Here is a 24,500-nt window from a genome sequence, read left to right as displayed (position 1 = left end):
GAAGGTAAAGAGAAAAAAAAAAAACCCAATTCAAATAAATAGATACATTGTTTACTGTCTCTTATCCACATAAAAAACACAGCAACAATCGGAAGCAGGAGACGAAAAAAACCTCCCAAACACCGCCACTAATACCTATCAGTACTTGTTAGCTGGATTGATTCTTCTTGTAAGTGGAACGATTTTCTTCTTTATTAGAAGAAGAAAAGCATAATTGGTAAGTAAATCAATAGATAATTAACAGAGCCAAAAGGCTTTTCATCAGTCAATTAGACTTTTGAGAAGCCTTTTTCCTTTCTTGATAGGTTGAGTCGTGTTTGTTTTAACAGGAATTTCGCTAATTTTATTAAACAATGGCATAATTAATATAAACCAGAAAAGTAAGGGTGACAGTATGAGACAGTTAGTAGAAGTAAAAGTAAAACCGAAGTCGGTTAAAAATATAACAAATGGCTATCCGTTACTCGCTAAGGAAGCGGTTGAAACCTCAGGAGTCACAATGGATGAAGGAAGTATTTTACGCTTAGTTGACTCCAGCGGCAGATATCTTGCAACAGCATATTATGGGTTGCAAAATAAAGGGATAGGCTGGGTTTTAACGCGTAAAGAACAGGAAAAAATTGATACGACGTTTTTTGTTAAGAAACTTAGTGCTGCTGTTGCTAGACGGAAGAATTTATACGAAACGAAGGATACGACTGCTTTCCGTGTATTTAATGGGGAAGGTGACGGTATCGGCGGTTTAATCATTGATTACTATGACGGCTTTTACGTAGTGAATTGGTACAGTGAAGGCATTCATTCGTTTCGGGAAGCTATCTATCAAGCGTTGAACGAAGTGGTAAGCGTTCGTGGGTTGTACGAGAAATTACGATTTAATACGAATGGCCAATACGTGGAACAAGATGATTACGTGTCTGGTGAAAAGGGAGAGTTTCCTTTAATCGTCTTTGAAAACGGGATGAAATATGCGGTTGATTTAAATGATGGAGCCATGACAGGCATCTTCTTAGATCAGCGTAATGTGCGGAAGGCATTACGTGACCAATATTCAGATGGAAAAACGGTCCTGAATACCTTTTCTTATACAGGTGCGTTTTCCGTAGCAGCTGCTCTTGGTGGTGCTGTGAAGACAACAAGCGTGGACGTAGCAAAACGAAGCCTGCCAAAAACAATCGAGCAATTTGCCGTAAATGAAATTGATTATGAAGCGCAGGATATTAAAGTGATGGATGTATTTGATTACTTCCGATATGCGGCTCGACATGATTTGAAGTTTGATGTTGTCGTATTGGATCCGCCAAGCTTTGCACGGACAAAGAAAATAACATTTAGCACAGCCAAGGACTATCCGAAGCTGCTTCAAGACACTTTGAAGATAACAAGTGATGATGGTGTAATTATTGCATCGACAAATAACGCAAGCTTCAACATGAAGAAGTTTAAAACATTTATTGATAAAGCATTTACCGAAACGAATACACGCTACAAAATCTTAGAAGAACACCAGCTGCCAGAAGATTTTACCGTACCAAACAATTACCCCGAATTTAACTATTTAAAAGTCGTATTTATAAAAGTAATGAAGTAAGGATGTGTCTACATGAAATACAATAAAACAATCATGACGAAATTAATTGACCAAAACAGCGAATTACGTCAAGAATTAAAAAGGCTCAAAGCTGAAATGGACTTAGAAAAAGATTTTGCTGTTAAAGCACTGTATCATTCTTTTGTAGCGAATAGCGGTAAGTATATGGAGGATTATAAGGCACTAGAGCGTCCGTGATTATACAGGAAGCAGGAAAAGCGTCAGCACCTAGGGTTTGACGCTTTTTCCGTATAAACAGAGAGAGAATCTTATTATGATCCGGGCGAAAGCCCATTCACAATAAGATTAACAGTCATTTCAATTTCACTATTCTCGTCCCAGCTTGCATCGGTAGAGACAATATGCCTGCTGAACAAGAGACCCATGATAGTAGAAGCTGTGAATCGAATGACAGTAGGTACAGGCAACTCTTTGATCTCGCCTTTCTCTTGAAAATGAGTGATAGTATCTTCTAAGCGTTTGAATAGCGGCTGCGCGATATATTCTTTGTAACTTTCCTGAAGTTCAGGATGAAAAGAAATCTCCTGCATAAAAATTTTCAGTATCGATAAGTTATCCTTCATAAACTCGAACCGATTTTTTAAGATATCTCTAAGAAAATCACCAAAAGAGTTATACTCTTGATCAAAAACGATATCAAACCCATTCATAACAAAGGGTGCTACCAATTTTGTCATGGTAGGTGTAACAATGGAGAGCAATAAGTTCTTTTTATTTTTGTAATGCTTAAAAATGGTTCCTTCAGCTACACCAGCTTTTGTTGCAATTTGACTTGTAGATGTGGAAGCAAAACCGTTTTGAGCAAATTCTTCGATAGCGACTTCAATTATTCTGCTTTGCTTTTTTGTCATTTTAAGTTGTTCTTCATTTATCATTTTAATTTTATCAACTAGTTTTTGTTCCATTACCTATTCACCCAACTCATGGAGTATTTTTAAAAAAGAAATCCATGCAATACGCAAGTGTCATGCATGGAAACTAGACTTACTAATTTTATCATAGTACATTCTACAACTGCATCATCACGTAAGTTTAAGTCTACATAGGATTCTCATTTATACGTGCTTCTTTATCTATCTTTCGGTGTTTGACTGTTAAATAGCATAGTGTTCCTATAATGGAAATGACAGCAAAGATAGTTAAAAATCCAATATTTTGCCACATGAGCTCATGGTTACTGTTTGATACAAGCGTTCTGAATCCCGATACAGAGTAGGTCATAGGAAGATACGTGCTTACTTCTTGCAAGATAGTAGGTATCATCTCAACCGGAAACGTTCCGCCACTGCTCGTAATTTGTAATATTAACAACAGAATAATTAAGAAACGTCCCTTTTCTCCTAAAACGGATACAATCAGTTGGATTAGGGTAATAAAAGCTAAACTAGTAAACAACGTAAACAGAAGAAAGTAGCCTGTATTGCCAACCTGCAAATCAAGAATTCCTAATAGAAAAACACATGCAATTAATGCCTGAATAATAGCTGCTAATCCAATAATACTGAATTTACTTATAAACCAGCTAAACGGAGAAGAAGGCGTGAAGGCAGTATCGCGAACAGGAAAGACAATCGAAATAAGCATTGCGCCGATAAAAAGACCGAGCGACAATGTAAACGGCGCAAATCCATGCCCATAGTTAGGGACACTTGTAAATTTATCAGTATTAATTTTTACTGGATTGGCGATCATGTCTATATTTTCCTGGGTGAGGTTTACGTCTTGAAGCTGTTTCGTCCCATCTGTTAAGCGGGTGGCTAGATTGTTTGCTCCTTCATTGAGTGAGTTAAAAGATGAGATGGATTGATTTTTTTGGTATGCCGTTAGGTTAGGATGACTTTGTATGACGTTATCAACATTATTTTTCATTACTGACACAGACTCTGCTAAATTGGTTGTTGATTCACCTGCTGTTAACAATCCTTCACTAGTTTGCTTCATTGTTTCTGCTAGTGTTTGAAGGTAAGTAGAAGTTAATGTGTTAGATACGTTTTGCTGAAGATTTTCTATTCCGCTTTTCTCAATCATTGTGACCAAGAAATTACGACTTTCATGTGGTGTATAGTGGAGCGTTGGCTGTGCAGGATTGGAACGCAAAGCTGTAGTAGAATTCTCGGAGAAATCCTTTGGAATTTCCACCATCATAAAATACGCTTGATCTTCTAAACCTTCCATGGCTTCTTCTTTAGAAACAAACTCCCAACCAAAACTTTCGTTATTCTCTAGTTGTTCAACAATTCTTTCACCGAAATTAATGGAAGTACCATTATAATCCACGGCCTCATCTTGATTGACAACAGCAACACGAATTTCATCAGTTGCATCATATGGATCCCAAAATGCCCAAAGAAATGTACCGCAATACAGAACCGGAATAAAAAGTACTACAATCAGACCGACTAGAGTTTTCCTGCTTTTAATTAGAGATTTCCATTCATTGTTCATCATTAATCCTCCTTAAGAAAAAATATTTTAATTTAATTGGATGGAAAGAGGGCTTTCCTTGCGAAGCACATGTAAATCTTTGTATGTTCCAAAGTCAGTATAAGGGACACCCTTATAAGAAGTAAAGTGATTACTCACTTTTAATGAGGGGAAAATATGAAGTATTTTGATTTGCAAAAACTGAAATTTGGTGAAGTGTAGTTCAGATGTGTATGGAAACGGGGACGAATCAAGAAAGGTCGATAATAACGAATGAATACAGCTAATAGAATAAGAGTAGGTCCCACATATATCTTTTGGGACCTACTCTTTTGATTAACATGAAATTGTTTTTCTAATACTTAAACCGACCAACCACCATCTGCAATTCTTCCGCCAAATGCGAAAGTGAAACAGCAGCACTTGAAATTTCCTCCATTGACCCTAACTGTTCCGCTGTTGCTACTGCGGCTGCGCCGGATCTGTTTGCTGTTTCCTTCGTTCCTGTGTCTAGAGTTGAAATCGTATGCTGAATAACGTCAACGCCTGCCGTTAGTTGTTGTGTGGCAGCTGCAACTTCTTGAATTTGAGAGGTTACTTGTTCTACGTAGCTTACTATTTCGTCAAATTGCTGTTTAGTTTCAAGCGTTAGATTCATTCCTGAAGCTACGTTTTGCTGTACGTTATTGATATTATGTTCGGTATCTTTTGAGTCTGCTTCGATTGTGGAAACGAGTTGCTTAATATGGCCGGCTGATGTATTTGTTTCATCAGCAAGCTTGCGAACTTCTTCTGCTACAACGGCGAAGCCTTTTCCATGTTCTCCTGCTCGTGCGGCTTCTATGGCAGCATTTAATGCAAGGAGGTTCGTTTGTTCCGAGATATCTGTGATAAAGGAGGAGATGTGACTTATCTCCGTTGTACCTTTCATTAATGATGCTAATCCATTGCCAGCTTCTCGAACGGACTGGTCAATTATAGTCATTTGTTCCGATGTTGTATGTATCGACGCGGCACCTATCTCTGCTTTGTCTTTCATAAGAGATGAACTTTCCGCAATGCTATTGGTATTTTCCGCCACACTGGAGAGACTCGCTAATATTTCCGTGATTGATGCATTGCTTTTCTCGGTCATCGTACTTTGGTTTGTACTCGTTGCAGCAATTTCCTTCATAGAGTGCGAAATTTGATCAGAAGTTGCTCTGGACTGCTCGGCACTTGCTGATAATTCTTCTGAAGAAGCTGCCACTTGCTGAGATGAGCTGCTTATTTGCTTTACAATACTTGCAAGAGAGTCAACAAATGCATTAAACGAAGCAGCAAGCTGGCCAAATTCGTCTTTACTTTTGACTTCTACAGTTTGCGTGAGGTCAGCATCTCCCTGAGCTATCTCTTCAAGCTGTTGATTCAAGCTTCTAAGCGGTACTAAGATTGATCTTAGCAGGAGCAGACTTAAAACAATTCCTAGTACAATTGAAATGATTGTCACAGCTGTGATGAACCACTTACTAACCGATCCGTAGCTATGAATATCATTTTTAAGGTCTGTTACATCCTCATTCAACTGATCGACTAAGTCATTGACGGATGGATCTAATACTTCCTTCCGTAAGGTTCTTTCCTCGCCGAAGTGAAGTGCTTCAGCTTCCTCTGAATTGGAAGTATATTGAGAAATAACTTCCTGATTCATGCCCCAGAAAGCTGTGAAATTCGCTCGGATATCATCTACATTTTGTCTATACGCTTGATTGTGGATTAGTGTTTCTAATTGGTCCAAAGTAGAAAAGATGTCGTCACTTTTTTCTTGCATTCCATCAGCAAATTGACTATCACCAGTGACGATAAAACCTCTCTCATCATTGGACAAGCCGGCTAATCGGTATTGTACATGCTTGATTTGATTCTGAAATTCCATTTTATCCTTCAAGATTTCATTCTTCTCGACCATAGAAGAATTGATATAAAGAGAGGAACCTCCAATTAACACTAATGAAAATATCAATATGGAGATAATCCCTAAGAGTTTTGTTTTAATTTTCACCATGCCATTCCTTTCTTCCTAAAAGTATCTATCTGAAGCATTTTGCTTATATTAAGTTATGCAAGCTCCAGAATTTGTAATAACATGCACTTCTTTATATCGGCATCTTCAAACCTTTTTAAAGTGAAGCATGCTATTTTATCTTTTAGGCAATGAAGGAAGAAAAAAGCGGGTGACCATTATCACTTGGTCACCCGCGCTTCGTTTAAGTAAAAAACTATATTAAGAAACATCTATCCTTGAAGATAACTAGCTGTATAATCAACAATAGCTGGCTGAGACATCAGTCTCGCCTCTGCATCTCCAATCTTACCAAGGCTTACATGATGTTCTTTCTCGAATGCTTCTCCGATAGCGGGAAAGCGTTCTTCATCAAACTCTAAATCAGAAAATGTCCTCCAAACCTTCTTCCCATTTTCAAATACGGGACTGCTCTTCGTAATAACTGGCATATGTCCAGCTCTATACTCCCCAAGATGCATGGAGGTATTGTTGTCATAACCGATTCCGAGCAGCAGAACGTGTCCATGTAAGTCATAGATGCGGGCCAAGGGAGAGTCTTCGCCAAGGCTATTATCTAAAGAATGAGTGCCTATGATTTGGTCTTGATGCTTCCCCCAGGCTGCGAAGGAGGAAACAGGATGATAGCTACGCTTCACATCTGGGAAGGTTAGAAACGTATCAACAATTTTTCCCATAAAGAAGGCAGGCGTTATTTGAGGGTCAAATGCTGGCATTTCTTCTCGGATTGTTTCCCACCATGCTTCTGGCACTGGCGGGTTTCCCCACTCTGCAGGGTCCGATACGTTGGCGCTATGAGCAGGCATAATTAGTGTCCCGCTCGGTGTTAAGACATCTTGCAGTGCTTGTATGACAGCTACTGGACCGCCGCAAACCCAACCCAATGTGCTCATAGAGCTGTGGACTAAGACGGTCATTCCTTCTGTTAAACCTAGATTTCGCAGATCGTTTGCTATGGAACTGCGCGTTTGCGGAGTGCTGGTGTTTTGAATGGTATCTTGTTCAGACATGGCTAAGCTCCTAAACTATTATTTTATTTCTTATTTTAGAATATTTTAACATATGGAGAGTTCTATTTGGTTGCAAGCATTAGAATTATCTACCAAATACTGCAAATGAAAGCTAAGATAGAAATATAACTACCTATAGGCAGGGGATGGCGAAGATGTACTTATTATCAGGTGTTTTATCGCTTTAGCTTCATTTGTGATGTTCTTTGTTATTCAAGTCTTATCTCTCATTTCTCCGCATGAAATCGTTTCTGACGCGGGCGGAAGTCACAGTGCATATACCGGCAATATTTTGTGGTGGCCGCTATTAGCGCTGGTGATGGGAATTGGTTTTATTATTATTCATTTAAGGAGAAGAGCAAACAAGGTGCAGCAGGAAGAAGAATGTTGATTTCACTGCATAAGAAAATCTCCTTTAATTTATGCAAAAAGTTTCTATTAAATATAACAGCCGATTATCGCTAAGCTTAACACTTATTTACGATAGCTTGACCACTCCTTAACAACAGTTTGGTATCTTACTTACGTATCTTATTTTGTTTATCAAAAAGGAGAGGTTTTCTTTGCTTAAAAAATGGATGCTGGCTGTGGGATTAGTATCAGTGTTAGCGTTGGCGGCTTGCGGTAATGACGATGAAGAACCAGCTGATGATGAACAAATCGAAGAGCAAGAAGATCAAGATGATGCAGGTGAAACAGATGAAGGTACAGAGGAAGAAGAAGAATCCAATTCCAATTAATAGATACATTGTTTAAAGGCACACCATTACGGTGCGCCTTTTTTAATTCTAATGCTGCTGCAAACACAAAACGATTATTTTGTAAGGTACAGTCTGAGCTGGGATACTCTTTGTCGCAGGTCCATACACCACGATAAGGTCCCTATTGGCTAGGTTACTCGTAAACGCTTGCCCGTTTGTAAGCAGCAAAGGCGTATACGGGGAAAGGTTCAGTTGCAGCTGCCCGTCATTACTTACAAGCTGCTCATTAAAATAACTTACCTTCACATTCTGATTTCTGTTTTCTTTCACCATAACAAGCGCTACGTATTGGGGTGGGTAGATAAGAATTGCCGGTGCATCGCCATTATAGTAGCCAGTTACGACATCGCCGACAGCTAGCATACTATGGTCCACAAAGTAAGTAGAAGGAGATGCGATGAAATTGACAACTGCGCCGGCATTGTTTTCTAATGTTATAAACTTATAGCAGCCCTCGCCATTCTGAGGAAAGTCACGAATTGTCGTAACAGTTCCCTGGAAGGAATAAAAGTTGGTCATAAAACATACCCCCTGTGTTCCTTGTAGGATATGTGGGTTTGTGACTTTGCGTTCGGGGTGCAGTGAAATGTCTTGAATGGAGGAAAACTTAATATGTTGCAGAGAGAATTTCATGTATTAGCTGCCTAACTATATCAAACAATAAAAAAGGTTTTTCTAAAAAAGTATGGCCTATATAGTCATTTTCTATGGGAAATCGGGTAAAGCCCATCATCAGAAATAAGGAGGAATATGAAATGGCGAAAATCTTAGCAGTTTTATCAAGCGGATATAAAGACGAAGCAAATAATTACGAAACAGGCTGGTGGGGGGAGGAACTGTTTGCACCTCTTCATGCTTTGGAAGAAGCGGGACATCAGGTGGATCTGGCTTCTCCATTAGGCGGAAAACCTGTGGTTGATCAGACAAGCTTCTTACCAGAGTATGATCCAGAGGAAACGTTTAAGGCATTGTATGAAACTGGACGAGCGGATGAGACGCAAAAGCTAGCAGATGCAGACCCGAAGGAATACGATGTTGTTTTAATAGTAGGCGGTCATGGCGCGATGTATGATCTAGCTAAGAATGAAGATTTGCACCGGATTATCAATACTATCTATGACAATGGCGGAATTGTCGCGGCCGAGTGTCATGGACCGGCACCACTGATTTGGACGATACGGCCGGATGGATCCAGTATTATAGCAGGCAAAGAAGTGACAGGGTATCCAGATGAAATAGAACCAGAGGGCTTATTGGATATTCTGCCATTCAGCTTGGAGCAGGAAATGACGAAGGTCGCTGATTATGAAAAAGGAGATTTGGATAAACCAGCTCATGCTGTTTGGGCTGACAAGCAGATTGTTACAAGCCGTGATCCATTTTCGTCTAAACTAATGGGAGAAGAGTTAGTAAAAGCACTGAAAGAGGCGAACTAAAGTATGACAGGAATGTTTGATTTAACTGGCAAAGCGGCTATTGTAACAGGAGCAGGGAGAGGGATAGGTCGTACGCTTGCAGAAGGATTGGCTAATGCTGGCGCAGATGTGGCATTAGTGGCACGTACGGAAAAAGAAGTGACCGAAGCTGCTGATAAAATAGCGGCTACTACTGGCCGCAGTACGTTAGCATTAGTGTGCGATGTTACGGACAGTGAGTCGGTGCAAAACACGGTAAAAAAAGTGTATGAGCACTTTGGTCATCTTGATATCTTAATAAATAATGCTGGTACTAGCGTTCGGGAGACAACCTTGGATCTATCAGAAGACAACTGGGATATGGTTATGGATGTGAACTTTAAATCGGTATTCTTAATGTCTAAAGCAGCCGGTAAATACATGGTAAAACAAAACTTCGGACGAATCATTAATGTCGCGTCTGTTGCATCTGCTTTAACGCTATCGTCAGGCACGCCCTATGGACCAAGTAAAGCAGGCGTTGTGCAGCTAACGAGGCAAATGGCAAACGAATGGGCAACAAAAGGGATTACGGTAAATGCGATTAGTCCTTGGTTCTTTAAAACAGCATTAAATGCAGCATCATTAGAAAACGAAGAATTCCGCAGTACATTAGAGAACCGAACGCCAATGCAGCGACTTGGAAAATTAGAAGAGCTAGTTGCACCTGTCATCATGTTCAGTTCTGACAGCTCTAGTTACATTACTGGACAAAACCTCTTTATCGATGGCGGCGTAACAACGTATGCATTTTAATGCATACTGACAAAAAAAGACTCCAGAGCTTAATGCTTTGGAGTCTTTTTTTTCTTTATTTCATATACCGATATTCCATCAAATCTTTCAAGATGGATATCTCTTGGCATAATTCTTCACCAACGTTGGTTTCAAGTACCTTTTTCCGTTCTAGCTCTTTGTCGACCAATCGTTTCACAGATAAGACATCTGTTCCGTCGTTGAGCACTTCATTTTTTGAGTTAAAATGCTTATGAGCGACAAGCTGCATGCCATAGGAATTGTACAGCAAGGTGTAGCCGGCAATGCCGGTTGTGGATTGATAAGCTTTAGAAAAACCGCCATCGATAACGATAATTCGTCCATTTGCTTTAATCGGGTTTTCGCCTTCAATCTCTTTTACTGGAGTATGCCCATTTATAATATGCCCATGTTGCGGGTCTAAATCAAATTCTGTCAGGATTTTGTGACATGTATCTTCATTTTCGCGCAAATAATAATAGTGATTTTTCACTTCTTTATGAACGGTTTTATCTTCAATAAAGTAACGTTCAAATGTTGTCATCGCTCGTTTCCCGAAGAGGGAGGAGTATTCGCCTGTCCATAAATACCAGACCATGTCCGTTGCAAGATCGTCTGTTTTCTCTGGCGAAGCAAATGCTTCGCGAAGGTACCTTTCAAAGCGATCGAGCAGTTCACGACCTGCGTAAGACTTGCCTTCAATCTCCATCTTCTCCATATCGCCGTTTTCATCAATTGGAATACAGCCGTGAATTAATAGATTTCCGTTATATCGTAAATACAGACTGCCTTTTCGCATCAAGAAATTCATGTGTCGAGCTAATTTCTCAGAATGCTGGACAGAGAATAACAGCTTATCGATAACTTGCTGTTCTTCTTCTAATAGCATATCGGGTTGTTTCGGATTAATTGTAGCAAAACAAGTATTTTTCAAATCATATGTGCTGCCGCCTAGTGTAATGTCGTTGGAAGTATAGTCAATTTTTTCAAGCAGCAAGCGTTCTTTCATATTGAAATTCGGCCGTCTTTTGATAATCGGGCTTTCTAGTTTAAACTGGATCATGGCAATTGCCTGATGCATTTTAGTAATCTGTTGTATCTCATGTTCTGAAGTTTTTTTATCTGTCTGCATTTTTGGACGAAAAGCAGGATTGTCATCATAATATTTCTCCGCTAAATTCAACAGCGGACGAAGATTAATACCATAGGCATCTTCAATGATGTCCAGATTATCATAACGTGCACAAATACGAAGAATATTCGCTAAGCACACTTTTGATCCAGCAAAAGCACCGATCCAGAGCACATCATGGTTTCCCCATTGCACGTCAACAGAGTGATAATTAATAAGCTCCTCCATAATCTTATCCGGTTCTGGTCCACGATCGTAAATATCGCCGACAACATGTAAGTGATCTACGACTAGCTGCTGCGTGCTGTAAGCTAGTCCAATCACGAGCTTTTCAGCTTGTCCAAGGGTAATCACTTGCTCAATAATCTCGGAGTAATATTGTTCTTTATTGCCGTTTTCTTCTGTTTTATATAGAAGCTCTTCAATGATATAAGCAAACTGGCTAGGAAGCGCCTTCCGTAATTTTGAGCGTGTATATTTAGAGGAAGAATAAGAAACGAGCTTGATCAGCCGTTTAATCGTTTTTTTATACCACTCATTTAATGCTTCATCTTTATTAAAGTCATTTTTGATAACTTGAAGTTTGTCTTCCGGATAATAAACCAATGCAGCCAGTTCATCGATTTCCTTCTCATAAATGCTGCCGCTAAAAATATCTCTGATTTTCTCTTTTACTCTACCGGAACCATTGCGCAACACATGCTGAAAGGCTTGATACTCGCCGTGCAAATCACTGACAAAATGCTCTGTCCCTTTTGGTAAGTTAAGGATGGCTTTTAAATTAATGATCTCCGTAACAACTTTCTCTTCCGTATCATATTTTTGTGCCAGTAAGTCTAAGTATTTGGTATTCACCGTTGCATAGCTCCTTTAAAACGAAATCGTATATGTATAGTTTACCTTATTCTATTATAAGAGAAACTTACGATCATGTGCTGTATTTATTTTCCCGAAAATAAAAAATATCCCTATATTTAAGCGTATTATATAGTTCTAGGGGATACAAGTAATTTGCTTCCAATAATAGGAAGGGTATAAAAATCTTATTAAAATAAAGGGACTAGCGCGAATGGAAAGGGAGAAGATTGGACAAAAATTAATAAACAAACTATGCTACATCCTTCGAAAAAAATTAGTATTAGATTCAAAAGCGTGTGAGCTGATAATTAATGCAACAGTTGTGAATAATAATCCTGATAAATTACGCATGGACACATTTTAATGCGTCTAGTGTGATAGCGTCACAGCGTCACAAACGGCATAACAGCAGCATGCTTTGTAATATGATAAAATAAAGGATATTACGTAGATTGAGGTGACATATCATAGTTAAAGGCAAGAAACGCAATCGCAGCAAATTATTTATTTTTTTACGAGGACTAGCTGTTGTTCTCGGGGGATTAATTGCAGCTTATGGTCTTGAAACTGTCCTAATTCCTAATAATGTATCAGATGGAGGCGTCACGGGAATCAGTATCGGTATTTCTCAATTAGCCGGTCTGCCGCTAGGCTTACTCATTGCAATTCTTAACGTTCCATTTGTGTGGTTAGGCTATAAACAGATAGGAAAGAGTTTTGCAATTTATTCTGTTATTGGTATTGCTTCATTATCTGTTGGAACAGTACTTATGCATCACACGCCAGCTATTATAGGTGGAGATACACTGCTCGTTACTGTTGTCGGCGGTATTATTCTAGGCTTAGGTATGGGGCTTGCACTTCGTAATGGCGGCGCGGTAGATGGAATTGACATGCTGGCCGTGCTGTTAGCGCGAAAATTACCATTTGGAACAAGTGACCTAATTTTATTCCTTAACTTGTTCGTTTTTATCTTTGTTTCCACTGTATTCGGTTTAAAAGGAGCTATTCTTTCCGCAATTGCCTACTTTATCGCTTCAAAAGTCATCCACATTGTTGAAGAAGGTCTTAGCGGATCCAAAACCTTCAAAATTATTACTACCGACCCGAAATTGATGGTCGATACCATACGTGATCGGTTAGGAAGAAGTGCGACATACAAAGAAGCATACGGTGGTTACACACATGAAAAATTTATGGAGATTACCTGTGTTATTAACCGTCTGGAAGAAAGTAAGCTCAAAGAAATTATCAATGATATTGATGATGGAGCATTCGTAACGATCTATGATGTTGCGGAGGTTAAAGGCGGTAACTTTAGGAAAAATGACATTCACTAACCTTAACGATTGATGTCAGCAACTCTACTATCATCATATAGGAAAAGTTCATTCCAAGAAAAAGGGATGAACTTTTTTTATTGATATGTCATTACCGACGATTAAAACGGGAGCAAAAGAGGAGATATATTAATGCGAAAAAGGGTATAACATTATAGCTGCAAGAAAGCGGAATGAATCTCCAGGACGAATTGTATAATCAAAGTAGTTAGATGTTAACACTGCCAATCTTTATAAAGGAGGAATTGTAATTGACGGAGACTCCCATCCCAGAGAATAAAGATGCCGCATCTTCAAATCAAAACAATAAAACTTCTACGAACATGAACCCCAACACCGCAGCGATGCTATCTTATACACTTGGATTAATCACAGGCATTGTATTTTTTGTTTTAGAGAAAGATAGTGAATTCGTTCGTTTCCATGCATTACAGTCTATTCTATTTTCTGCATCTTTATTGGTTATCCATATTGTCTTCGTGTTTATTCCGATTATCGGCTTGCTGGTCAGCCTTCTTATCGCTCCCATCTCACTAGTATTTTGGGTTATTTTGATGGCTAAAGCACACCAGGAAGAATATTATAAGCTTCCGTTTATTGGTAACATGGCTGCTAAATTCGTTTCGTAATAAAATAGATTTAGCGAAAGGATACTTTATCGAGTGTCCTTTTTTAATAGATCTATCTATAATCTGTTGTCTGCACATAAAACCTAAAAACTAAAAGCGTTCTGAAACCTATATAATAACGATCCGTATATGTATTAGTGAATCTAATCTTATGAGGAGGGTTAGTATCAGTTGTCCAAGATGCAATGGCAATATGATTGTTTGTTACGCAGATGAAGGTTTCAAAGGACTGACCGTTAAGAATCCTGCAGGTGAAAAACTTTTTAGTAATAAAAAACATACAAAGATTAATCCCAACGTGTGCAGTAATTGTGGGTTTGTGGAATGGTATGCAGAAGAGCCGGAGAGACTTCTGTAATACGATGCTCTCTTATCTTTACATACTTCTTTATTAAAGGAGCAGGGCAGACTTGCTATTAAAACTAATTAAATGTCAGGTTTGTACAGGAAAAGAAGCTATGTTTAATAGTGGACAAGCTTCGTGGAATCAATTGAATACAATATCAGGGTTTTTAGGGCAAATTGGCGGATGGGACATCAAAGATAATCAGATGGCGCATATAGTTTCCATGTGGGAAGATGCCAATTCTTATCACTATTTTATGAATAATATGCATGACGAAATATATGAAAATATACCTCAATCTCCATCTATACAACACATAGAAGTGGGAACCTTTGCTATATCTCTTCCGTTTCCAGAAGTTAAAGAAACAGCTGATTACTTTACAGACAGCAGCTGTATTCGAATTGAGCGGTTTCTAGTTAACAGGCTGCAGAAGTTCCATTTCACACAAGTGTTGGTACCGGGGATGTTATCAGCCGGAAAAGTGGGGAGAACGATTTTTGGAGAATCATACAAACAAGAAAACTTATTTTTAACAGTAACTGGATGGGATAGTCTTGAAAAGGATGAATGCTATCCAGAAAATAGGTTTCCGGAATTATTCCAAGCAGCAGACATTCATACATATGCAGATTTGCAGAGGGTTTCAGCTTTGTTGTCGAGAAGAATTGGATTGTACGAAAAACTAGTACATGTTAGGCAGAAAAAGGGCAAACATTATATTTATCTTCTGCTGCAGGATATTTGCTTCTTTTAGTATCCAGTAGGAATGTAAACTATAGGGATTGATACTTAATAAGCTAGAACTGTCACCTATGTTTTACCCTTTAAGTATAAAACCCTGCTTCTCTTCTCATAATGAAATGATGGAAGATTTTACGATGAGAAGAGGAGCAAGGATAATGGCTAAACAAGTGGATTGGGATAAAGTTAGAGCATTATTTAATTTAGATAGAGAGTACATACATATTGGTACGTCACAATATTTTGTATCACATCCGAAGCATATTCGGGACGCAATTGAGAAGTACCGGAAGCAATTGGATGAGAATCCGACGAACTTCACGGAAAATAATGAAGAGAATTTTCCATTGCAGGTTAGGAAGAAGCTTGTGCAGTATATGGGAATTGATGACCCTAATCTTATTGCATTGACAGATAGCGCTACGATGGGCTTGGGTATCATTTATACAGGTTTAAATATTAATGAAGAGCATGATATTCTCACACCGGAACATAACCACTACTCTCATCAGGAAGCAATACGGCAGGTGGTGAATCGGACAGGCGCCAGCTTCCGTGAAGTGCCAATTTACCATCAGATGAAAGATGTAACAGAAGAAAGCCTTGTGCAGGCGCTGCTGAACGAAATAAGGGACAATACGGTTGTGATTGGCTTGACTTGGGTACAGTCTGATACCGGGCTAAAGTTCCCTGTAAAGAAGTTTATGAACCAACTAAAGAAGGTTAATAAGCAACGTGAAAAGGCAAACCAAATTATCGTCGTATTGGACGGTACGCACGGTTTTGGCATTGAAACAGAAACCTTCCCGGAACTGGACTGTGATTTCTTTATTACAAGCTGCCACAAATGGCTGTACGGTCCTCGCGGTACAGGTTTTGTCGCTGCCAAAAAGGAAGCTTGGGGTTCTGTGACACCCGTAATCCCCTCGTATACTATTCTGAGTATGGTAACCCTAAACGAAGAGCACCCAAAAGCGATGAACGGGGTGCAAATGACCCCAGGCGGTTTTCATTCAATGGAGCATAGATGGGCGTTGAAGGACGCATTTGAGTTTGCATTGGATATTGGCAAAGAGGCTATTTATGAAAGAGTTCATCAGCTGAATAGACAAGTAAAAGAAGGTTTGGCTTCCATGTCCCATGTCACACTGCATACACCAATTGCAGATGAATTATCAGCGGGTATTACTGCATTTGAAGTAAAAGGAATGAAATCGAAGAATGTAATAAAAAAACTGCATGATAAGAAGATAATCGGGACAGTTGCTCCATACCAAACCACATTTGCACGTTTAACCCCAGGCATCTACAACACACCGGAAGAGATTGATCAGGTACTGGAAGCGATACATTCACTGAAGTAACAAGGCTTGCTTAAGGTGCTAAAGTAACGGATGCTTTGGCAAAATATGGACTTTTGTAACGTATGGGCTTTTTAAATCCTCTGTTATAATTGTAGGACAATAGCATAGGTGACTCAAGGGTGGTTTGCGCATTACCTTTTGTTTCATGGAGGGTGGTGTAGCGGATGACGGTGGCAGAGGCGTTGACGTTGATGATCGGCTTTGGAACGTTAATTGTTGCAATCATGTCTGACAAGAACCAGAAAAAATAACCACCCTTGAGTTGGCAGCTCGAGAAGGATGGTTATCTTACCTCTTTTTTCGCGCAAATCCCCTAGGGAATCATGCTATTCCTAGACAGACCGATTGGTGTTGGCAGCACCGGACGGTCTTTTTCTATGCACAAATATTATAGTAGCGCAGATGGAAGGTATTGTCATGTGACTATTGGCACAAAAATTGATTACATTTCTGTTACCTCATTTTGCTTTTTTCAAACCGTTTTAACATGCACTAGCATTTCAGCTTAGAACATTGTGTTGTTAGTAAAATAAGGAAGAGAAATCGATAGCCAAGTGTACATGATTATTCAAATTATAAATTATTCAGAAAAGTATTGACTTTGATTTTCGCATGGATTATATTTTCAAGTAACAATCAAATAAGCTTATCAAGAGAGGTGGAGGGACTGGCCCTGCGATACCTCGGCAACAGACTTTTTTAAGCACTGTGCCAATTCCAGCAAGCGTATGCTTGAGAGATAAGAGGAGTAAAAGTGAACGGTTAGAAAACCTCTTCTTATTTTAGAAGAGGTTTTTTTGTGCACATTTCGTGTTGAAGCAGTGTCCTCGAAGAATTGATAAAAATGAATGGGAGTGGAAGCTTACAATGGAAACAACGATTGTACAGGAATCAGCGCAATACCTGAAAACGGCAGAACTACTGGCTCAAACGTTTGGAGAGGATGCAGCAAGACGTGATAGAGCAGGCGGTACGGCTAAGGCACAGCGAGACGCACTAAGAGACAGCGGGCTATTAAAACTTCATATCCCAAAAGAATACGGCGGGGAAGGGCAGCCTTGGTCACTTGTTCTTCGGATTGTTCGCGAACTAGCGAAGACGGATGCAGCACTTGGTCATTTGTATGGCTACCATGCTTTTCAAACTGTTTTGCCGCATATTGCAGGTACTGCGAAACAAAAGGAGCATTTTTATAGAGAATCAGCAAAAAACAATTGGTTCTGGGGAAACTCGTCTAATCCGATTGAACCTAGTTTAATTGGAGAAAGAGTGGGAGAAGTATTTGTTGTAAATGGACATAACACGTTCAGCACAGGAGCAAAGGATTCTGATCGTTTAGCTATCACGTGGTACGACAGTTTTGAAAAAAACACCCTGTACATTGGCATTATCTCTACTTCTAGAGATGGGATTACCATTCATGATGATTGGGATGGAATGGGGCAAAGGCAAACGGATAGTGGATCCGTTACTTTCGACAATGTTGTAGTAGAAGCAGATGAGATCATTGATTTAACAGAATCGAAAGGAACACCATTTGCTACATTTGATGCTATTTTATCTCAGATTGTTTTAGCAAATGTATTTGTTGGTTCTGCTGAAGGAGCACTAGAAGAAGCAAAAAATTATACGATTACTAAATCACGGCCTTGGTATCTTACAGATTATGAAAAAGCTACCGATGATCCATTTATTCAACGAAGTTTCGGAGAATTTTGGATTGATATTCAGGCTGCTGTTCAGTTAGTCGAAAAGGCGGGGGATAAAGTCGATGAAGCTTGGAACAGAGACCGTTCCCTAACCAAAGAAGAACGAGGAGAAACAGTTCTTTTAACTGGAGCAGCGAATGCTTTTGGTACGAAGGTAGCCTTACATGTAACAAGCAGCATTTTTCAAGTAATGGGTGCTCGTTCAGCTACTAGAAAAAATAATTTTGATCGTTTTTGGCGAAATGTCCGCACACATTCTCTTCATAATCCAATTGAATATAAACGGAAAAACATAGGACAATGGGTGTTAACTGGTGAGTATCCAACGCCAACTGTGTACTCATAAAGGCAAGGCTGTTTTTGCGAGACGGAGAGAAGCATGTAAGAAGGCTTCTCTCCGTTTTTTTAGCTTTCGTTTGATTTCTTGCTGTGGGACGGAAGCGGAAAGACAGAGGATTTACTGCCATAAGCAGCGAAATGTTAAGGAGGCGAATATCGTTATACAAAATTATTGTATGTTAGTTGTGTAAGCAATCAGCATAAAAGGAGCTGAAGAATTGTTCCTAAAAAGAGTCAAACTCTTGCAAGAGCACACTGCATATAAGCAGTGTGTATATCCATTTTCCATCCCGGCACTCCGACAGCTGGACGAGCTGAATATTAATAAATCGGTTACCTTTTTTGTCGGGGAAAACGGAAGTGGAAAATCAACTTTAATGGAAGCAATCGCAGATATATGCGGATTCAATACTGCAGGAGGCGGTCGGAATAATACATATGATGTTGACGCATCGGAAGCTGCACTAGCGGATTATATCCGGCTTTCTTGGCTGCCAAAGGTGACAAATGGTTTTTTCCTACGAGCAGAATCTTTTTACCATTTTGCCTCGCATATTGATGAAATAGGTTCGTTTGATGCGTATGGTGGTAAGTCGCTGCATCATCAATCTCACGGGGAAGCATTTCTTTCTTTGTTCCAAAATCGTTTCGGCGGTAAGGCAATCTACTTGCTTGATGAGCCGGAGGCTGCACTGTCCCCGCAAAGGCAGCTCTCCTTTCTTCGTCTCATCCGTGATCTTGAGAAAACAGGTGATGTGCAATTCATTATTGCAACACATTCGCCTATATTGCTCGGATACCCTGATGCAGAGATTCTGCACTTCAGCGAGGAGGGAATTCAGCAGATTGATTATGAAGAAACAGAACATTATCAAATAACACGAGGGTTTCTGCAAAATCGCGATGCGTACTTGAATTATTTATTTATGGAAGATTAGGTAAGGTTGGTCGCTGCCTTGCAGGTATTCCTTTCGTTGTCTCTTTTCCAAAGCCTTTAAGACAAATAGAAGAAAGTAATTGTAAGCGAATAAATAACGAGAAACGTGAAGAGAATCAGATCCCAATCCATTACACCTCCTTTATTTTCCATATTTCTATGTACAAACGATATAAAACCCCTAAAGTGCTATAGATAACCACGCTTTTATTGCACATTCCTGTACAATAGAAATATACAAAATATAGGAGGTTGGTTGATGGAGATTTCATTACAAGAATTGACCGCAGAGGAAGTTCAGAAGTACATAGAGTTACAGAGCCCCATCTATGCAGAGAATGTATCAAGTAACCAAGGTATTCCGAAAGAAGTGGCACTTCGTGATGCTGAAAAAACATACAAGCTTCTATCTGAAGAGAACAGAAAAAACGGTCAATATATTGGGCATGTTTTTTGTGAGGAGAAAAAACAGAATGTCGGAATCATTTGGTATAACATACAGGCTGAGCGAGATCGCGTATTCATCTATCATATTTACATAGAAGAAGCATTCCGTAAGCAAGGGTATGCGCATGCAGCGTTGACATTGGTTGAAGAAGTGGCGAGGCGAGAAAGCGTTGGCAGGATGGCGCTCAATGTATTTGCAGCAAACGAGGGTGCCCAGCGATTATATGAGCGATTAGGGTATGAAACGGCATCTATCGTGAAGACAAAGAAACTGTAGGAGGAGTTTTTATGAACATGCGTGCATGTATGGAAAGCGATCTAGAAGTGTGCAGTGATATCTTCGCGAATGTTTTCTGTGAGGAGCCGTGGAATGAAGCTTGGACTCCAGAAGCGGCACAGCAATACTTGAAGGATTTTTATCACACACCTGGATTTACAGGGATTTTAGCAGTAGAAAATCAAAATATTATCGGCTTCATCTTTGGGGTGAAACGAAAGTGGTGGTCAGGTGATGAATTTTTTATCAATGAGATGTGTGTGCGAACTGATCAGCAAAGTAAAGGTGTAGGCAAGGCGTTAATGCATTATCTTCTTAAAACTACAGACGCAGAGACAATCAGCTTACTGACAGATCGCGGACTGCCTGCGGAGACATTTTATAAAAGAAATGGCTTTAACGAGATTGGAAGATTAATGTTTTTAAGCCGAGATGTTTAGCTGCGAAAAAGGGAGGTGGCAGTATGATGAATAAAACGGTACTTATCTTTTTGACAGAGCAATACGCTGATTGGGAAGCGAGTTATACGGCAGCCGAGCTGCAAGCGCCGCACTCTGGTTATACAGTAAAAACAGTAACCTTAGATGGCCAGCCGGTTTCCTCTATTGGCGGATTTACAGTGCTTCCTGACTATAGCTTAGAGGAGGTATTAAAGCACGAGGATATTCACATGCTCATTCTCCCGGGCGGAAACACATGGAGGGAAGCTGCTGCTGTTCCAGTAAAAGAGCTGCTAGCGCATTGTGCAGCAAAGGACATCCCTATTGCAGCCATTTGCGATGCTACCGTTTTTCTGGGGAGATATGGTTTCTTAGATAAAGTGCCGCATACCAGTAATAGTTTGGAGTACTTGCAAGAAGGTGCACCTGCCTACAAAGGTGAAAACTTGTACGTTCATTCTCAAGCAGTGCGTGAGGAAGATTTGATCACTGCGAATGGTACCGCGCCTTTAGAGTTTGCAAGGGAAATACTGAAGCTGCTTAGAGTGCGGGAAGAAGAAAAAATTGACGGCTGGTACCGTTTCTTTAAGCAAGGAGCGATTGATTTTAAGGGTTAATAATAAAGCGAGCACAGAAATTATCCCGGACATTTCTGTGTTCGCTATAAATAAAAATCATTGTACTTGTAATGGATATTTTTTCACTAGTTTACGCTGATTTTCTGCTCGCAATTTCTCTTCTAAATAGCTATTCCATTCTTGCTCATGCTTTATTTTTTCTGCCAAGTCAATGTTTAGAAATTTCTCCAATTCCGAAGATGAGAGTTCAATTTGATAGTTCGTTTCGTCGCTTTGCAAAGTTAAGGTAATGTTTTTTTCATTTTTAATTAAAGCAGAGAGATACAGGATATTGTGGAGAAAGACTTCCTGGATTTCTGATTGTTTGTTGTACCACGCATTTTCTTTTTGTTTGTCAATTTTATTTGTATCATACTGTACCATCAGATTTCCATCAGACAAGCTTGTCTCTTCCAGCGCATTGCTGCCCGGAAGCTTCGTGAGGATAGCTCCAACATCACTGTTGTTACCTATGTACGTTTCTTCATAATCAGCTAACGCATGATAATCCACCGTTTCAATGCTTATGTCTTCATCAGCAGAGGAACAAGCAGTAATACATAGGAATGGCAGAAGACCAATGATTCCGGATATCTTTTTCTTCATAAACACCCACCTGCTTTTTCTTCTATCGTAACGCAGTACACAAGCAGTGTGAAAGAAAAATATACCATTACCAAGAATTTTAGCTGACATGAAAAAATAGCACCCCTATTCTTCACTTGTACGTGTAAGATGACAGAATCGAAGAAAAATAGATTGATTGTACGTACCAATTAAGTTAAAATCACGTTAAGGAGTTAAATATACGTACAAGAAGAGGTGGACCTGATGCTGAATGATTTGAAGGAACAGGTGCTGCAAGCGAACCTGGATCTGCCGAAGCATGAGCTGGTAACTTTTACATGGGGAAATGTAAGCGGTATCAATAGGGATTCCGGATTGGTTGTGATTAAGCCTAGCGGTGTGGCTTATGAGAAGCTAACCGTGAAAGACATGGTTGTTGTCAACTTGGATGGTGAAGTGGTGGAGGGAGATTTGAAGCCTTCATCGGATACAGCAACCCATCTTGTTTTGTATAAGCATTTTGAGGCTATTGGCGGCATCGTGCATACGCATTCCACATGGGCGACAGCTTTCGCGCAGTCAGCCAAAGGGGTGCCGGCACTTGGGACAACTCATGCGGACTACTTCTATGGAACAGTGCCCTGTACGCGGCCGATGACTGTACAAGAGATACAGCATAACTATGAGTTAGAGACAGGCAATGTCATTGTCGAGACATTTCAAAAGCAAGGCTTAGATCCAAATCAAATTCCAAGTGTGCTCGTGCATAAGCATGCACCATTTAACTGGGGGAAATCACCTGCGGAAGCTGTGCATAATGCTGTTGTTTTGGAGGAAGTAGCCAGACTTGCGCATTTATCTTATCAGCTGGATCACCAGGTGGACGATATGGATCAAGTACTGCTGGATAAACATTATCTGCGAAAACATGGTGCAGGTGCCTATTACGGCCAGAAGACCACATAGGAGGAAATGCAAATGGGGACGGAAAAATACACAATCGGAATTGATTATGGCACGCAGTCGGGCAGAGCAGTGCTCGTCCGTTTACGTGATGGAATAGAGATGGCTGACCATGTAACAGCGTACGCGCATGGGGTAATGGATGTAAAGCTTCCGCATTTAGATAAAGCATTAGGCTATGAATGGGCCTTGCAGCATCCAATGGATTATCTGGACGTACTGCGGAATTCCGTGCCAGCTGTGATGAAAACAGCAGGTGTGGAACCGGCAGACGTCATCGGCTTAGGAATTGATTTTACTGCCTGCACGATGCTGCCAGTCGACGAAAATCTGGAACCATTGTGCTTTAACCCGTTATATCGTGATAATCCCCATAGCTGGGTGAAGCTTTGGAAACACCATGCTGCGCAGGATGAGGCCAATAAGTTAAATGACATTGCGCAAGACAAAGGTGAGGCTTTTCTTTCCCGGTATGGGGGCAAGATTTCCTCCGAGTGGATGATACCAAAAATCTGGCAAATTGCAGATGAAGCACCAGAAATGTATGAGGCGGCAGATCAATTTATCGAAGCAACAGATTGGGTAATATCGCAGCTTACAGGTGAATTGAAACGAAATAGCTGTACTGCTGGATACAAAGCAATATGGCATAAGCAAGACGGCTATCCTTCGCAAGATTTCTTCGGCAGTCTGCATCCTGCGTTGCGAGATGTGACTGAAACAAAACTGCGCGGGGAGGTTTATCCGCTCGGTTCCAAGGCTGGCGAATTGCAATCCTCGCTTGCTGTACCGATGAATCTGCCGGCAGGTATTGCAGTGGCTGTTGGAAATGTGGATGCTCATGCGGCAGTGCCAGCAATGGGTGTGGTGACGCCGGGCAAATTGGTAATGGCGATGGGAACTTCTATTTGCCATATGGTGCTTGGCACAGAAGAACGCACTGTCGAAGGCATGTGCGGAGTGGTTGAGGACGGTATTATTGAAGGCTACTATGGTTATGAAGCTGGGCAGTCGGCAGTTGGTGATATTTTTGGCTGGTTCGTTGATGAACAAGTGCCGGAATATGTGCACAAGCAGGCAGAAGCAGCTGGACAGAATGTGCACCAGTGGCTGGAAGCTCATGCGGCTGCTTATCGTCCAGGAGAAACAGGTTTGCTAGCGCTGGACTGGATGAATGGCAACCGATCTGTGCTCGTGGATACAGAACTGAGCGGCCTTATCATTGGGCTGACACTGCAGACCAAACCAGAAGAAGTATATCGGGCGCTGCTGGAAGCGACTGCCTTTGGCACGCGTAAAATTGTAGACGCTTTCCATCAAAATGGTGTAGCTGTTGATGAATTATATGCATGTGGCGGACTGCCGCAGAAAAATAAGCTGCTTATGCAAATTTTTGCTGATGTAACGAACCGGCCGATTTATATTGCTGACTCAGTACAGACACCAGCTGTTGGAGCAGCTATGTTTGGCGCTGTTGCAGCAGGAGCAGATGCTGGTGGCTATGACAGCATCCTGGAGGCAGCTGAACATATGGCGCGGGTAAAGGAAGAAGTCATACAGCCTATCCCAGAAAATGTGGACATTTATGAGCGGCTTTACGAGGAATACAATGCGCTGCATGACTATTTCGGACGCGGAGCCAATGATGTCATGAAGCGTTTAAAAGGAATTCGTTCACAATCGGAAAGAAAATTGACTGCACAGAACTAAGG

The 24,500-nt window shown here is 40.4% G+C and carries 24 protein-coding genes, 1 pseudogene and 1 riboswitch; of the genes and pseudogenes, 18 read left to right on the top strand and 7 right to left on the bottom strand.

What is annotated here, in order from left to right; all coding sequences use genetic code 11:
- Window positions 1-103: 103 nt before the first annotated feature.
- The 3 genes and pseudogenes from B1K52_RS18450 to B1K52_RS02385 form a co-directional block, all read left to right on the top strand.
- Window positions 104-214 (top strand): annotated as a pseudogene (locus B1K52_RS18450) (LPXTG cell wall anchor domain-containing protein); the annotation flags it as partial.
- Window positions 215-394: 180 nt separating this feature from the next.
- Entirely contained in the window at window positions 395-1,591 is a 1,197-nt protein-coding gene (locus tag B1K52_RS02390) for a class I SAM-dependent rRNA methyltransferase (RefSeq protein WP_077305048.1), read from the top strand.
- A 12-nt stretch (window positions 1,592-1,603) separates the two neighbouring features.
- A complete protein-coding gene (locus tag B1K52_RS02385; RefSeq protein ID WP_077305045.1) occupies window positions 1,604-1,789 on the top strand; it encodes a hypothetical protein in 186 nt (61 codons plus the stop codon).
- A gap of 74 nt (window positions 1,790-1,863) precedes the next feature.
- On the opposite strand, the gene B1K52_RS02380 is transcribed toward B1K52_RS02385, so the two are convergent.
- The 4 genes from B1K52_RS02380 to B1K52_RS02365 form a co-directional block, all read right to left on the bottom strand.
- Window positions 1,864-2,517, bottom strand: coding sequence for a TetR/AcrR family transcriptional regulator (locus B1K52_RS02380; protein ID WP_077305042.1), 654 nt, complete (start codon window positions 2,515-2,517; stop codon window positions 1,864-1,866).
- Window positions 2,518-2,650: 133 nt separating this feature from the next.
- Window positions 2,651-4,057 carry a YhgE/Pip domain-containing protein gene (locus B1K52_RS02375; RefSeq protein ID WP_256855822.1) on the bottom strand — a complete coding sequence of 469 codons (1,407 nt, stop codon included), beginning with the start codon at window positions 4,055-4,057 and terminating at the stop codon, window positions 2,651-2,653.
- Window positions 4,058-4,391: 334 nt separating this feature from the next.
- Window positions 4,392-6,077, bottom strand: a complete 1,686-nt coding sequence (locus B1K52_RS02370; RefSeq protein WP_077305851.1) for a methyl-accepting chemotaxis protein — start codon at window positions 6,075-6,077, stop codon at window positions 4,392-4,394.
- 233 nt (window positions 6,078-6,310) lie between these two features.
- Window positions 6,311-7,108, bottom strand: a complete 798-nt coding sequence (locus tag B1K52_RS02365; protein WP_077305036.1) for an AAC(3) family N-acetyltransferase — start codon at window positions 7,106-7,108, stop codon at window positions 6,311-6,313.
- Window positions 7,109-7,671: 563 nt separating this feature from the next.
- On the opposite strand from B1K52_RS02365, the gene B1K52_RS17820 reads away from it, so the two are divergent.
- Window positions 7,672-7,848, top strand: coding sequence for a hypothetical protein (locus tag B1K52_RS17820; RefSeq protein WP_179106432.1), 177 nt, complete (start codon window positions 7,672-7,674; stop codon window positions 7,846-7,848).
- A gap of 48 nt (window positions 7,849-7,896) precedes the next feature.
- Here the strand turns inward: B1K52_RS17820 and B1K52_RS02355 are convergent, their stop codons facing one another.
- Window positions 7,897-8,388: a hypothetical protein gene (locus B1K52_RS02355; RefSeq protein ID WP_077305030.1), complete on the bottom strand. Its 492-nt coding sequence runs from the start codon at window positions 8,386-8,388 to the stop codon at window positions 7,897-7,899.
- 236 nt (window positions 8,389-8,624) lie between these two features.
- Here B1K52_RS02355 and B1K52_RS02350 point away from each other — a divergent pair, with 236 nt between their 5' ends.
- Both B1K52_RS02350 and B1K52_RS02345 read left to right on the top strand, forming a co-directional pair.
- Window positions 8,625-9,305 carry a type 1 glutamine amidotransferase domain-containing protein gene (locus tag B1K52_RS02350; protein WP_077305027.1) on the top strand — a complete coding sequence of 227 codons (681 nt, stop codon included), beginning with the start codon at window positions 8,625-8,627 and terminating at the stop codon, window positions 9,303-9,305.
- Window positions 9,306-9,308: 3 nt separating this feature from the next.
- The gene (locus tag B1K52_RS02345; RefSeq protein ID WP_077305024.1) at window positions 9,309-10,079 is read left to right on the top strand and encodes an SDR family NAD(P)-dependent oxidoreductase; all 771 of its coding nucleotides are present in this window, start codon (window positions 9,309-9,311) and stop codon (window positions 10,077-10,079) included.
- A 55-nt stretch (window positions 10,080-10,134) separates the two neighbouring features.
- On the opposite strand, the gene fbp is transcribed toward B1K52_RS02345, so the two are convergent.
- The gene (gene fbp, locus B1K52_RS02340) at window positions 10,135-12,066 is read right to left on the bottom strand and encodes a fructose-1,6-bisphosphatase (RefSeq protein ID WP_077305021.1); all 1,932 of its coding nucleotides are present in this window, start codon (window positions 12,064-12,066) and stop codon (window positions 10,135-10,137) included.
- Between the two features lie 470 nt (window positions 12,067-12,536).
- Here fbp and B1K52_RS02335 point away from each other — a divergent pair, with 470 nt between their 5' ends.
- The 10 genes from B1K52_RS02335 (at window position 12,537) to B1K52_RS02295 (ending at window position 21,258) form a co-directional block, all read left to right on the top strand.
- Window positions 12,537-13,409, top strand: coding sequence for a YitT family protein (locus B1K52_RS02335; RefSeq protein ID WP_077305018.1), 873 nt, complete (start codon window positions 12,537-12,539; stop codon window positions 13,407-13,409).
- 251 nt (window positions 13,410-13,660) lie between these two features.
- Window positions 13,661-14,038, top strand: coding sequence for a DUF4870 domain-containing protein (locus B1K52_RS02330; RefSeq protein ID WP_256855821.1), 378 nt, complete (start codon window positions 13,661-13,663; stop codon window positions 14,036-14,038).
- A 410-nt stretch (window positions 14,039-14,448) separates the two neighbouring features.
- Complete coding sequence (locus B1K52_RS02325; RefSeq protein WP_077305015.1) at window positions 14,449-15,141, top strand: DUF4937 domain-containing protein; 693 nt, start codon at window positions 14,449-14,451, stop codon at window positions 15,139-15,141.
- Window positions 15,142-15,286: 145 nt separating this feature from the next.
- Complete coding sequence (locus B1K52_RS02320; RefSeq protein WP_179106431.1) at window positions 15,287-16,492, top strand: aminotransferase class V-fold PLP-dependent enzyme; 1,206 nt, start codon at window positions 15,287-15,289, stop codon at window positions 16,490-16,492.
- A 164-nt stretch (window positions 16,493-16,656) separates the two neighbouring features.
- Window positions 16,657-16,743, top strand: coding sequence for a putative holin-like toxin (locus B1K52_RS18170; protein WP_256444542.1), 87 nt, complete (start codon window positions 16,657-16,659; stop codon window positions 16,741-16,743).
- A 392-nt stretch (window positions 16,744-17,135) separates the two neighbouring features.
- Window positions 17,136-17,238, top strand: a riboswitch (SAM riboswitch).
- A 121-nt stretch (window positions 17,239-17,359) separates the two neighbouring features.
- Entirely contained in the window at window positions 17,360-18,547 is a 1,188-nt protein-coding gene (locus B1K52_RS02315) for an acyl-CoA dehydrogenase family protein (RefSeq protein WP_077305008.1), read from the top strand.
- A 211-nt stretch (window positions 18,548-18,758) separates the two neighbouring features.
- Window positions 18,759-19,478 (top strand): AAA family ATPase, encoded by a 720-nt coding sequence (locus B1K52_RS02310; protein ID WP_077305005.1) that lies wholly within the window; start codon window positions 18,759-18,761, stop codon window positions 19,476-19,478.
- A gap of 258 nt (window positions 19,479-19,736) precedes the next feature.
- Entirely contained in the window at window positions 19,737-20,201 is a 465-nt protein-coding gene (locus tag B1K52_RS02305; RefSeq protein WP_077305002.1) for a GNAT family N-acetyltransferase, read from the top strand.
- An 11-nt stretch (window positions 20,202-20,212) separates the two neighbouring features.
- The gene (locus tag B1K52_RS02300; RefSeq protein WP_077304999.1) at window positions 20,213-20,641 is read left to right on the top strand and encodes a GNAT family N-acetyltransferase; all 429 of its coding nucleotides are present in this window, start codon (window positions 20,213-20,215) and stop codon (window positions 20,639-20,641) included.
- Between the two features lie 23 nt (window positions 20,642-20,664).
- Complete coding sequence (locus tag B1K52_RS02295) at window positions 20,665-21,258, top strand: type 1 glutamine amidotransferase family protein (RefSeq protein ID WP_256855820.1); 594 nt, start codon at window positions 20,665-20,667, stop codon at window positions 21,256-21,258.
- Window positions 21,259-21,315: 57 nt separating this feature from the next.
- Here the strand turns inward: B1K52_RS02295 and B1K52_RS02290 are convergent, their stop codons facing one another.
- Window positions 21,316-21,864 carry a DUF4825 domain-containing protein gene (locus B1K52_RS02290; protein WP_179106430.1) on the bottom strand — a complete coding sequence of 183 codons (549 nt, stop codon included), beginning with the start codon at window positions 21,862-21,864 and terminating at the stop codon, window positions 21,316-21,318.
- Window positions 21,865-22,089: 225 nt separating this feature from the next.
- On the opposite strand from B1K52_RS02290, the gene araD reads away from it, so the two are divergent.
- Together araD and B1K52_RS02280 are read left to right on the top strand one after the other, a co-directional pair.
- Window positions 22,090-22,791 carry an L-ribulose-5-phosphate 4-epimerase gene (gene araD, locus B1K52_RS02285; RefSeq protein ID WP_077304993.1) on the top strand — a complete coding sequence of 234 codons (702 nt, stop codon included), beginning with the start codon at window positions 22,090-22,092 and terminating at the stop codon, window positions 22,789-22,791.
- A gap of 12 nt (window positions 22,792-22,803) precedes the next feature.
- Window positions 22,804-24,498 carry a ribulokinase gene (locus B1K52_RS02280; RefSeq protein WP_077304990.1) on the top strand — a complete coding sequence of 565 codons (1,695 nt, stop codon included), beginning with the start codon at window positions 22,804-22,806 and terminating at the stop codon, window positions 24,496-24,498.
- Window positions 24,499-24,500 lie beyond the last annotated feature (2 nt).

The sequence above is a fragment of the Terribacillus halophilus genome (assembly GCF_900162685.1).
Lineage (GTDB): Bacteria > Bacillota > Bacilli > Bacillales > Amphibacillaceae > Terribacillus > Terribacillus halophilus_A.
This window is presented reverse-complemented; position numbering and strand designations above follow the sequence as displayed.

Excerpts from the sequence above, each read along its gene's own strand:
- B1K52_RS02390 (WP_077305048.1), top strand. The coding sequence starts at position 395 with ATGAGACAGTTAGTAGAAGTAAAAGTAAAACCGAAGTCGGTTAAAAAT.
- B1K52_RS02385 (WP_077305045.1), top strand. The coding sequence starts at position 1,604 with ATGAAATACAATAAAACAATCATGACGAAATTAATTGACCAAAACAGC.
- B1K52_RS02380 (WP_077305042.1), bottom strand. The coding sequence starts at position 2,517 with ATGGAACAAAAACTAGTTGATAAAATTAAAATGATAAATGAAGAACAA.
- B1K52_RS02375 (WP_256855822.1), bottom strand. The coding sequence starts at position 4,057 with ATGAACAATGAATGGAAATCTCTAATTAAAAGCAGGAAAACTCTAGTC.
- B1K52_RS02365 (WP_077305036.1), bottom strand. The coding sequence starts at position 7,108 with ATGTCTGAACAAGATACCATTCAAAACACCAGCACTCCGCAAACGCGC.
- B1K52_RS02355 (WP_077305030.1), bottom strand. The coding sequence starts at position 8,388 with ATGACCAACTTTTATTCCTTCCAGGGAACTGTTACGACAATTCGTGAC.
- B1K52_RS02350 (WP_077305027.1), top strand. The coding sequence starts at position 8,625 with ATGGCGAAAATCTTAGCAGTTTTATCAAGCGGATATAAAGACGAAGCA.
- B1K52_RS02345 (WP_077305024.1), top strand. The coding sequence starts at position 9,309 with ATGACAGGAATGTTTGATTTAACTGGCAAAGCGGCTATTGTAACAGGA.
- B1K52_RS02320 (WP_179106431.1), top strand. The coding sequence starts at position 15,287 with ATGGCTAAACAAGTGGATTGGGATAAAGTTAGAGCATTATTTAATTTA.
- B1K52_RS18170 (WP_256444542.1), top strand. The coding sequence starts at position 16,657 with ATGACGGTGGCAGAGGCGTTGACGTTGATGATCGGCTTTGGAACGTTA.
- B1K52_RS02315 (WP_077305008.1), top strand. The coding sequence starts at position 17,360 with ATGGAAACAACGATTGTACAGGAATCAGCGCAATACCTGAAAACGGCA.
- B1K52_RS02305 (WP_077305002.1), top strand. The coding sequence starts at position 19,737 with ATGGAGATTTCATTACAAGAATTGACCGCAGAGGAAGTTCAGAAGTAC.
- B1K52_RS02300 (WP_077304999.1), top strand. The coding sequence starts at position 20,213 with ATGAACATGCGTGCATGTATGGAAAGCGATCTAGAAGTGTGCAGTGAT.
- B1K52_RS02295 (WP_256855820.1), top strand. The coding sequence starts at position 20,665 with ATGATGAATAAAACGGTACTTATCTTTTTGACAGAGCAATACGCTGAT.
- B1K52_RS02290 (WP_179106430.1), bottom strand. The coding sequence starts at position 21,864 with ATGAAGAAAAAGATATCCGGAATCATTGGTCTTCTGCCATTCCTATGT.
- araD (WP_077304993.1), top strand. The coding sequence starts at position 22,090 with ATGCTGAATGATTTGAAGGAACAGGTGCTGCAAGCGAACCTGGATCTG.
- B1K52_RS02280 (WP_077304990.1), top strand. The coding sequence starts at position 22,804 with ATGGGGACGGAAAAATACACAATCGGAATTGATTATGGCACGCAGTCG.